General features: G+C 43.8%; 8 protein-coding genes and 1 pseudogene. All 9 read right to left on the bottom strand.

What is annotated here, in order from left to right; all coding sequences use genetic code 11:
* Nucleotides 1–254: 254 nt before the first annotated feature.
* Nucleotides 255–545: pseudogene (locus BIY37_RS13800) on the bottom strand (transposase); the annotation flags it as partial.
* A gap of 108 nt (nt 546–653) precedes the next feature.
* Nucleotides 654–797 carry a hypothetical protein gene (locus tag BIY37_RS13360; protein ID WP_179129267.1) on the bottom strand — a complete coding sequence of 48 codons (144 nt, stop codon included), beginning with the start codon at nt 795–797 and terminating at the stop codon, nt 654–656.
* Between the two features lie 198 nt (nt 798–995).
* Nucleotides 996–2,492, bottom strand: coding sequence for a GIY-YIG nuclease family protein (locus BIY37_RS03440; protein WP_070066443.1), 1,497 nt, complete (start codon nt 2,490–2,492; stop codon nt 996–998).
* A 121-nt stretch (nt 2,493–2,613) separates the two neighbouring features.
* Complete coding sequence (locus tag BIY37_RS03435) at nt 2,614–3,870, bottom strand: tetratricopeptide repeat protein (RefSeq protein WP_179129265.1); 1,257 nt, start codon at nt 3,868–3,870, stop codon at nt 2,614–2,616.
* 281 nt (nt 3,871–4,151) lie between these two features.
* Nucleotides 4,152–4,853, bottom strand: a complete 702-nt coding sequence (locus tag BIY37_RS03430; protein ID WP_070066441.1) for an MgtC/SapB family protein — start codon at nt 4,851–4,853, stop codon at nt 4,152–4,154.
* A gap of 228 nt (nt 4,854–5,081) precedes the next feature.
* Nucleotides 5,082–7,280 (bottom strand): heavy metal translocating P-type ATPase, encoded by a 2,199-nt coding sequence (locus tag BIY37_RS03425; RefSeq protein WP_070066440.1) that lies wholly within the window; start codon nt 7,278–7,280, stop codon nt 5,082–5,084.
* Nucleotides 7,281–7,329: 49 nt separating this feature from the next.
* A complete protein-coding gene (locus tag BIY37_RS03420; RefSeq protein ID WP_201789377.1) occupies nt 7,330–7,803 on the bottom strand; it encodes an ATP-binding cassette domain-containing protein in 474 nt (157 codons plus the stop codon).
* A complete protein-coding gene (locus tag BIY37_RS14265; protein WP_261340830.1) occupies nt 7,763–8,329 on the bottom strand; it encodes an ABC transporter ATP-binding protein in 567 nt (188 codons plus the stop codon). Before BIY37_RS14265 ends, BIY37_RS03420 begins: the two co-directional genes overlap by 41 nt.
* Nucleotides 8,257–8,535, bottom strand: a complete 279-nt coding sequence (locus BIY37_RS14260) for an ATP-binding cassette domain-containing protein (protein WP_179129263.1) — start codon at nt 8,533–8,535, stop codon at nt 8,257–8,259. Before BIY37_RS14260 ends, BIY37_RS14265 begins: the two co-directional genes overlap by 73 nt.
* Between the last annotated feature and the right edge of the window lie 467 nt (nt 8,536–9,002).

Here is a 9,002-nt window from a genome sequence, read left to right as displayed (position 1 = left end):
ATTCGCCAACGGTGAATTCTTTGAGCATGGGGATAATCCCTATATTACCTCCTCCTTGCATGCTATTTTTATTAGCACAGAAGTTTTTCAAAAAACGAAAGTGATGCCTTCTTTTAAAATTTGATGTCAGACTTCTGGCAAAAACCAGCGTTGCCTGGTTAAGTAATTGCGTCTGAATGCAATATTTGTTCTTTGTAATTATGGTAGCCTGCCTGTCGGTAAGCAGGAGTTGTTAGAGCTGTCTCGAGATTGCGGGCTCCGTTTTGTATTTTGATGCGTAACCCTCTGACCCTTTTCATACTCACCTTCTCTTTATGATGGTTGTGACAATAAATTGCAAGAAGCAGACAGGTTATAGGACCACCGAGTATTTGCGCCATAAATCCGTGTTCACTTCTTGCGATAAGATGGTACACTTTAAGATGGCGTTTCCACCAGTTGAAGAAGATTTCAATATTCTACCGGGGCTTATAGATGGTTGCGATCTCCTCCGCAAAGAGGTCAAATTGGTTCATGGCAACCCAGTATACTTTATTATCAATCTTTACCTCCTCATCCCCAAAAATCTGTATGCCCCTCCTTCAATTTCACCCCCGCATCACATGCTATTGGAACCGGCAATGCCGGTCCGTCAAAAAAATCCCTTACAATAGTCATCGCCTTTTTTCTGCGCTGGGAAATCTTACATTCTGAAATTCTTTCTTCACCGGTACCAACGCTGTCTTATACCCTTCTCCCCAGTCTCCCGGATATCTCCAGCGGACGACTTCTTCGCTTTGGCTTACCTTCTCTATCATGTGCCATAGTTTGTCTTTTGCTCTTCATTTTATTCAGCAAAAAAATTTGCTCAACTATAAGGGTTTACGGGAGGGGAGGAGATTATGGAGGGGTATTGGAATTCTTTCCCTTTCGCCTTTAAACACTGACAAACTTCTTTTGTTCGTGCCACCTGATAACCGCATAAATAAAACGAAAATTCCTGCACAACAAAATTGTCATTTTAACCGGAAATGCTTTTTTTGGGGTGTTTCTTCGTCTCTGATATAGTCCTTTATCAGTTCCATGCATGCCGCTTTTGTACAAACGGTATCTGTATTGATATAATTCACGTAATCTTTATTTGCTTCTAGCCAACTCAACACGATATCTATTTCCCCGTTTTCCATGCGAGCAGACAAACGATCCTTTTGGTGATTTTCCCTGCTGTCCGCATGCATGGAAGAGCGGCCATCCGACTGTTCTCCATAATACATGGTGTCTAAAATTCTTTCGACTTCAGAAAGATTTGCGGCATCTTTCAAAACTTCGTATTGTTCCAGAGGTAGTCCTTCCCTGGCAAAGAACAGTTCCAGGCTTTTTTCTGTGGGCGAAGGTAAGATGGCGATGAAATTCCTTAATCTTCCATACCTGGCAGGCCTTTCATGTACTTCGAGTTGCTGGTTCAATCGCGGCCGGTATTGTTGTATCAAACGATATTCCATAAGCATTGCCGAGAGTTCAGAGCCGGCAACCTCGTATTCAATGCGATGGACATCCCGCAATATATCGGTTATTTTTTGCAGCCTGTCCGCCGTATTCCAAAAATAAGAACTCACCCGCGTCCTCAGATTTTTTGCCTTGCCCAGGTAAATTACTTCACCTCGTTTGTCTTTCATTATATAGACTCCAGGTTTCTGGGGGATTGACCACAGGAAATATTTGTCGAAGTCATAGTTACTGAAATCGACATACTCAATGTGAGGATGTTGAAATTCCAGAGCCTCTTCCACGGTACTGAATCCCTGCGCTTTTAAAAGATCCTTATACCGAGAAAAGATGTCGGCAATGGCATCCATCTCCTTTTCAGTGCGCCGGATATCCAGCACTGGAAGCTTAAAATATGAAGCAATATCATTTAATGATTTCTGCTGAAGTGCTGGCAGGAGTCTCTTCGTAAGAGAGCGCAAACACAATAACGGATTTTCAATCGTTTTATGGAAGGTATTCAATATCTTATTGATCTGACATATGGCAGACTGGACGTCGTAGCCAACCAAAACGGACTCTCCGAAGAAATGAACGAGAGAACAGGCAGCCTTCTCGCCGGAAACTCCTTTTTTGATTTCCTGCGCAAAATCAGGTGGCAAGTGAAGAGATGATACGACTGACAAACCGGGATGTATGCAGATGTGAAGACGGTCTGCTATCGTATCGTTTTTCCGTTTTTGTGCACTCACCTCGAGAATGGTTTTCGATCTTCCCGCAGTGTCAGCCATCACAAAACTAAGAAGGACAAACTCTGCCTCCGGGAAAGGCGTTCCCCCTCTTTCTGCAATTTTCCAGCGGTGGTGTTCATCTACAGTAAATCTGCGGTCTCCTGCTGCAGCCGTCTGTATGAGTGTATCACTGATTCCTGGCGATGCACCTTTAATCTTCAGAACGTGTTCAACGAGTTCGCTGCTGGTAGCGCCTGCTTGCCGGGTCTTCAGGTATGCATATATCTTATCCCGCATATGAATTGACGAACTTTTTTATGATGAAATAAAAAAGAGGGATTTAACCCTCTTTTCTATGATTCTCTCCACTGTTTCGTGCACAAAAATTATATCTTCAGGAGATGGTTCTCATGAAAACTTATTTCCTGCATTCACCGGTTAATTGCCTGTACGATGAAAGTTCACGTTGAGCCTCTTCCTTCATTCCTTTTCGTTCATAAATAATACTTAAACCGTAGTGTGCCTTTGCAAAATTCGGATCAATCCTAATGGTTTCTTCAAGAGCTGCTGCGGCCTCATCAAGAATTCTGCTTTGTGAATAGGCGCTTCCGAGATCAAAATATACGGATGGATTGTAAGGATTTATTTCAATCGACTTTTGCAATGATGTAATCGCTTCATCTAACGCCCTCTTGTCTGAATAAGGGTTCTGTATGTTGTAATGGGCGGCTGCAGCCTTGCGAACCGTGGCTATAGCATTAGCAAGCACCCGCTTGTCTGCATAAGCCTTTCCAAGCCGGTAATGCGCTTCTGCATCACGAGGATCAAGCTTTATTACCATACGAAATTCTTCGATGGCCTCGTCGAACAGTCTCTCGTCGGCATAAACAATGCCAAGATGATAATGTACTTTTGGATTTTTGTTGTCAATTTCTTTTGACCGCCGGAAAGCCTCCGAAGCCTTTAAATTGTCATGTTGGGCATAGTAGGTCAAACCAAGATAATAATGCGCAAGAGCGTGGTTTGGGTTAATGTCAGTAGCCTTTTTCAGTTCAAATACCGCTTCATCAAATTGTTTTTTGTCTAAATAAATCTGACCCAAACCGAAATGTGCGTCTGTATAATTCGGATTGAGTTCTATAGCTTTTTTGAATGCCTTAATTGCCTCATCTGGGATGTTTTTCTCAGCATAAACAGCCCCTAAATTATATTGAACTACAACATCGTTAGGATTGGCTTCTAATACCTTCTCATATTCCTGAATAGCTTCACCAAACATTTTTCTGGATTTATAGATATCAGCCAGTTTGCCGAGCGCTAATTCATTCTTGGGATCTAATCGGATCACTGCTTCAAATGCAGCAATTGCATCTTCCCAGAGACCCTTCTCCACACAAAGCAAGCCCAGTTGAAGAAGAGCATCCTTATAGTCCGGATCAATCTCTGTGGCTTTTTTCAGCTCTGCTATTGCCTCGTCAACCATGGTGCGGTCATTATAAGCTATTCCCAGGTTATAGTGTGCGACCGCCATTTTCGGGTTAATCTGGATAGCCTTTCGATATGCGGCTATAACTTCATCGGGCATATCAACTTTAGAACAACCGTATATACCCCCAGAAACTAATACTGCCATTAACGTTAACGTCCTAAATGGCGATACTAGATTCTTTATCATTATCAAATCTCCCATGAAAACGGTTATCGGTAGATGGATTTGTTTATAAGGGACCTATTTGACGTTCCAGGAATTTCAACCATAGCTTCCCCTCGAGAAAGAGAGGATTAAGACGTGTGTAAAAATGCCTTAACACACCCCCCCTGCCCACCCTTTTTAGAGGGGCGTTTAAAAGTCACTGTCAAAGATTGTTTAACTCATATGTTTAGGGGGGAATATATCAAATCAACTATGCATTGTCAACTGTTTATTTGATCGGTAGTTAGATAATCAGAAACAGTTTATTCCCAGCCAAACTTGCTGATCTCCTTAATCGAACGGGTGACTTCGTCGCAAACCTTCGAAACCAAAGCCTCGTCTTTAAATTTTACATTGATATTATACAGAACTTCGTTCTTTATAAGATCCCGTTCAAATTCATAATGCTGGAGTTCCACGGAATTTCGCTTTAATATTTCCATAAGGGATGTGAAATCGGGTTCGGAATTGGAGACACATATCTTGAGTGTTCTATAAGTATCACGTTTAATATGGCGCTCAAAGAGAGACCCTAGCAAGAGTGCAAAAAGGGTTATTGTGGTTGTAAGTATAGCAGGGACATAACAGTCGCTTCCCACGGCCAACCCAATACCCGCTATAACCCATAATGATGCTGCAGTGGTCAGACCCCGTATCGCTGTTTTAAATCTCAAGATCGTGCCTGCACCCAGGAAGCCGATCCCCGTTACTACCTGAGCGGCAATCCTCGCGGGATCAACCCGTATAACAGAATTTGTGTCAAATGTTTTGTATCTTTCAAAGATATGTTCAGACACCACCATCATCAACGTTGCACCAATACATACCAGGACGTGTGTCCGCAACCCTGCAGGCCTTCCCCGCCGCTCTCTCTCCCATCCGACAATCCCGCCCAAAACAGCCGACAAGAGAAGTTTCCCGATAGCACCGTCGAAACTTTCAAAAATACTGAAAAGGTAAACCATATCGCTCCTTATTAGATGGAAATCATTAACCGATAATCCAGACTATTTAAAGCATTACCGTGTAAAATCTTTTTTTCGCAAGTTTTACCACCCTTCATCCCTCTTGACAGGGGAAATTTTATTCCGGCTTTGTTGCGCTATGTGATTTACGGGTACGATAAAGAATATAAACGGGTTGAAAAGAAATGTCAAATATTTCTATTGGCAGAAAGGTTTTGACAATCTTTATTACACGAGGCGTCTTTTCAGCAATAAGGAATTGGTTACCACCGACACAGAAGAAAATGCCATAGCTAGCCCGGCATATTCTGGTTTCAGGCTAATGCCAAGAAATGGATACATGATCCCAGCGGCAATGGGAATCCCAATCACGTTATAGAAAAATGCCCAAAAGAGATTTTGTCTGACTTTCGACAATGTCCTCTTGCCCAGTTGAATCGCCCTCACAACGTCCATCATATCATTCCTTATCAATACAATATCGCCCGTCTCCTTTGCGACATCCGTTCCTGCGCCAATGGCAATGCCCGCATCTGCCTGCGCAAGCGCCGGGGCGTCGTTGATGCCGTCACCAACCATACCAACCTTCAGCCCTTTTCCCTGGAAATCCTTGATGATCTCCATCTTTTCTGCGGGCAGAACTTTTGCACGATACTCGTCAATGCCCACCTCTGCGGCCACCGTCTTTGCCACCAGATCGCTATCACCCGTCATTATGACAGACCGTACATTCATCTTTTTTAATTGTGTTACAACGTCTCGCGCATTTTGTTTTATTTTATCCATAAGGCCCAGGAGTCCTCTATATAAGCCATCGTATGCTATAAATATCGTCGACTTTCCACGTGCCGTTAGTTCTTCGTATTTGCCCTGAAGTGCATCTATCTTAATTCTGTGAGAGACCAAAAACCTCTCGTTTCCAACCAGCAAATCCTTGCCCTTATAGCGACAGATAATGCCACCCCCCGCTTCTTCCTGAAAATCCCGAACCAAATCCCATGGAAGATTTCTTTTTCTTCCTTCCTCAACCACCGATTGCGCGAGAGGGTGATTCGATAAGGCGCACCCTGCAGCCGCAAGGGTAATCAGCTCGGACTCAGTAACTTGATTCGATGAAACAATATCAGTTACCACAAAATGTCCTTCTGTGATGGTACCCGTCTTATCAAACACTATGACATTGAGCCGAGCGATCTCCTCAAGAGCACTGGCACGTTTGATGAGGATAGCATGATCGAGTCCTACGCCACTGCCTACCATAATGGCCGTCGGGGTGGCAAGTCCCATGGCACATGGACACGCAATCACCACAACGGCAATAGCCGTCTTCAATGCCCACACAAAGGGATCCTGCCCCGCAACGTTATAAAACACAAAATACCAGCAAAGAAAGGTTACTATGGATAAGCCCACAACTATAGGAACAAAAATATTTGCTATTTGGTCAGCATGTCGCTGAATAGGGGCTTTATCCATCTGGGCGTCTTCAACCATCGTGACAATCTGAGATAAAACCGTTTCTTCACCCACCTTTGTAGTCTTTACCCTTAAAACACCCGTTTTATTTATGGTTGCCCCCACGACGCCATCGCCTTTCTGTTTCAAGACGGGCATGGACTCACCCGTTACCATCGATTCGTCCACCGACGAAGAGCCTTCCATCACTTCACCATCTACCGGTATAATTTCCCCCGCCCTGACTACCACCATATCCCCAACCTGGAGGAGGGAAGCGCTGACCTCCGATTCCTTTCCTTCCGGTGATAATAGCCGGGCCTTATCGGCCTGCAGTTTCACTAATTTCTGAAGTGCGTGACTTGCCCTTCCCTTCACCCGCTCTTCCAGATACTTTCCGATACGGATAAATGCGATCAGCATTACGGCCGTCTCAAAGAACGCATGGCCTGACGTACCAAAGGAACCGAAAACCGCAAAGGCGCTATAGATATAGGCAGACAGGACACCCAAGGAGACCAGCACGTCCATGTTTGCAAAGAGATTCCTGATGGACTTATAGGCGCTGACAAAGAAATCCATCCCTGGTCCCAGCACCGTCACGGTAGCAATAATCATCATAATATACGGCATAAAGTCATGCACTGAGGCAGGCATGGGTGCATACATGAATACCATCATAGCAACGGAAGCCAGGATGCTGAAAATAAGCCATCCCATTTGGATGGATGTCTGATCGGCTTGGTCCAGCCGTATCCGTTCTTTGGCTGCATAGCCAATCTCTTTTATATACTTCACGATTTGGGTCTTGTTCGTAACATCTGCATCGTAGGTCACAATCCCTGTTGTGCGGGAAAAATTAATTCGTGCAGACTTAACCCCTTGTAAATCCTTCAGCCTTCGTTCTATTGTCACGGCACAATTGACACAGTGCATGCCAATAATATCAAATTTTATCGTCTGTTCAGCCATTGTTCAGCCCGTACTATTCAGATCATTTGAAAATTAAAAAACGACAAAGTCAATCACCCCATAATACCTTTTTTACATCCTCTTTTTCAAGAAGCTCTTTCCCGGCGCTTTCCAGGAATATTGCGCCTATTTTAAAAACATAGCCCCGGTGAGCAATCTCCAGTGCCATACGGGCATTTTGCTCGACGAGGAGGATGCTTGTTCCGGATTTATTTATCTCTACCATTTTTTCAAAGATTGTGTCCACATAATCGGGCGATAAACCCACCGATGGTTCATCAGGACGCAACCCTTTCATGCTTTCGCCCTGAAATAAAATATCTCCGGCCTGCAGCTTTACTAAGCCAAAAACGGCCTTCAGTGCAGTCGACTTTCCGGCGCCATTAGGACCTACAATTGCCACAATTTCTCCTGAATCAACCCGAAAAGACACGTCTTCTATGGCCCTTACGCTGTTATAAAACACACTTATTCCCCTTGCCTCAAGAAACAACCCTTCTCCCCTTTCCCATATAGGCTTCAAGAACTATTTCGTTTTTTTGGATTTCACCAGGCGCGCCTTCCGCTATTTTTTTGCCGTAATTCAGGACAATGATCTTGTCCGAGATATCCATCACAACCTTCATATTATGCTCAATGAAAAGCATGGTCTTCCCTGAAGATTTCAGTCCCCTGATGATATCGAGAAGCATCGGTAGCGTCTTTGGATAGACGCCTGCTGTTGGCTCGTCAAAGAGATAAAATGCGGAATCCGTTCCAAGCGTCCTTGCAATCTCAAGGAGCCTCCTCTGGCCATGAGACAGGGTTCCTGCAAATTCGTCCCTCTTTAACTCAAGACCTACGGTTCTGAGCAGATCCATTGCCTTTTCTTTGTTTACCCTCTCCTCCTTCACCATTTCCGATGTCCTGAATATGGCTGCCGTAAGACTTTCACCCTTCTGGTATTTCATGCCGAGCAATACATTCTCAAGGACTGTCATCTGCGGAAATAATCTGATCGTCTGAAATGTCCTTCCGATGCCGAGGTTAAAGATTTTGTGAGGGGCGATATGTGTGATATCCTTTCCTTTGAAAAAGGTGTTTCCGCTGTTGGCTTCAGGAACCCGGTAATCAGGTTGAAGGTCGTTGTCTTACCGGAACCGTTCGGACCTATAAGGGCGGTAATGGTCCCTTTTTTAATACCAAAGGAAAGACTATCAACGGCGTGTATCCCATCAAAGGTCTTGATCAGATTTTTTACCTGAAGTATTTCCATACGAGAAATCATTGGTGTCCAATAAGGCCGCGCATCTTCTTAAAATCTACGTTTCAATTTACGCAAAATTCGCTAGAAATCTTATAAGATAGGGATTTGACGGCTTTTTAAAAATTTAATTTGGACAAGAGTGACCAGAAATATAATCGTTTGTGATAAAGCCCGAAGGGCTGACATATTACAACCCAGAGTGGTAACCCCGGGTATATGATTCGATATTTTTTTGCCCTCTAAGGGCATACGATAATAGGCAGGCAATTTATTGCCTGTGTTTTAATGATAACATAAAATCAGTCCCGTAGCGACGAATGAACGAAATACGCCATGCTCTTATCCCCAAAGATATTTTTCATCAAAATTTATGTTATTTTTTCGTAACTATTCAGCGTACTTTCGCTCACAAACCCTATGAGTGAACAAAATATTGATTCTGTAATCCCGAAGGGATGTCATTATTATAGCATATC

Source organism: Candidatus Brocadia sapporoensis (assembly GCF_001753675.2).
Classification (GTDB): Bacteria; Planctomycetota; Brocadiia; order Brocadiales; family Brocadiaceae; genus Brocadia; species Brocadia sapporoensis.
Note: the sequence above shows the minus strand (reverse complement) of the source record. Positions and strands in the feature narration are given on the sequence as shown.

What these genes read in the sequence shown, in the direction of transcription:
- BIY37_RS03425 (WP_070066440.1), bottom strand. Translation starts at nt 7,280, where the DNA reads ATGGCTGAACAGACGATAAAATTTGATATTATTGGCATGCACTGTGTC.
- BIY37_RS03430 (WP_070066441.1), bottom strand. Translation starts at nt 4,853, where the DNA reads ATGGTTTACCTTTTCAGTATTTTTGAAAGTTTCGACGGTGCTATCGGG.
- BIY37_RS03440 (WP_070066443.1), bottom strand. Translation starts at nt 2,492, where the DNA reads ATGCGGGATAAGATATATGCATACCTGAAGACCCGGCAAGCAGGCGCT.
- BIY37_RS13360 (WP_179129267.1), bottom strand. Translation starts at nt 797, where the DNA reads ATGATAGAGAAGGTAAGCCAAAGCGAAGAAGTCGTCCGCTGGAGATAT.
- BIY37_RS03435 (WP_179129265.1), bottom strand. Translation starts at nt 3,870, where the DNA reads ATGATAAAGAATCTAGTATCGCCATTTAGGACGTTAACGTTAATGGCA.
- BIY37_RS14260 (WP_179129263.1), bottom strand. Translation starts at nt 8,535, where the DNA reads ATGGAAATACTTCAGGTAAAAAATCTGATCAAGACCTTTGATGGGATA.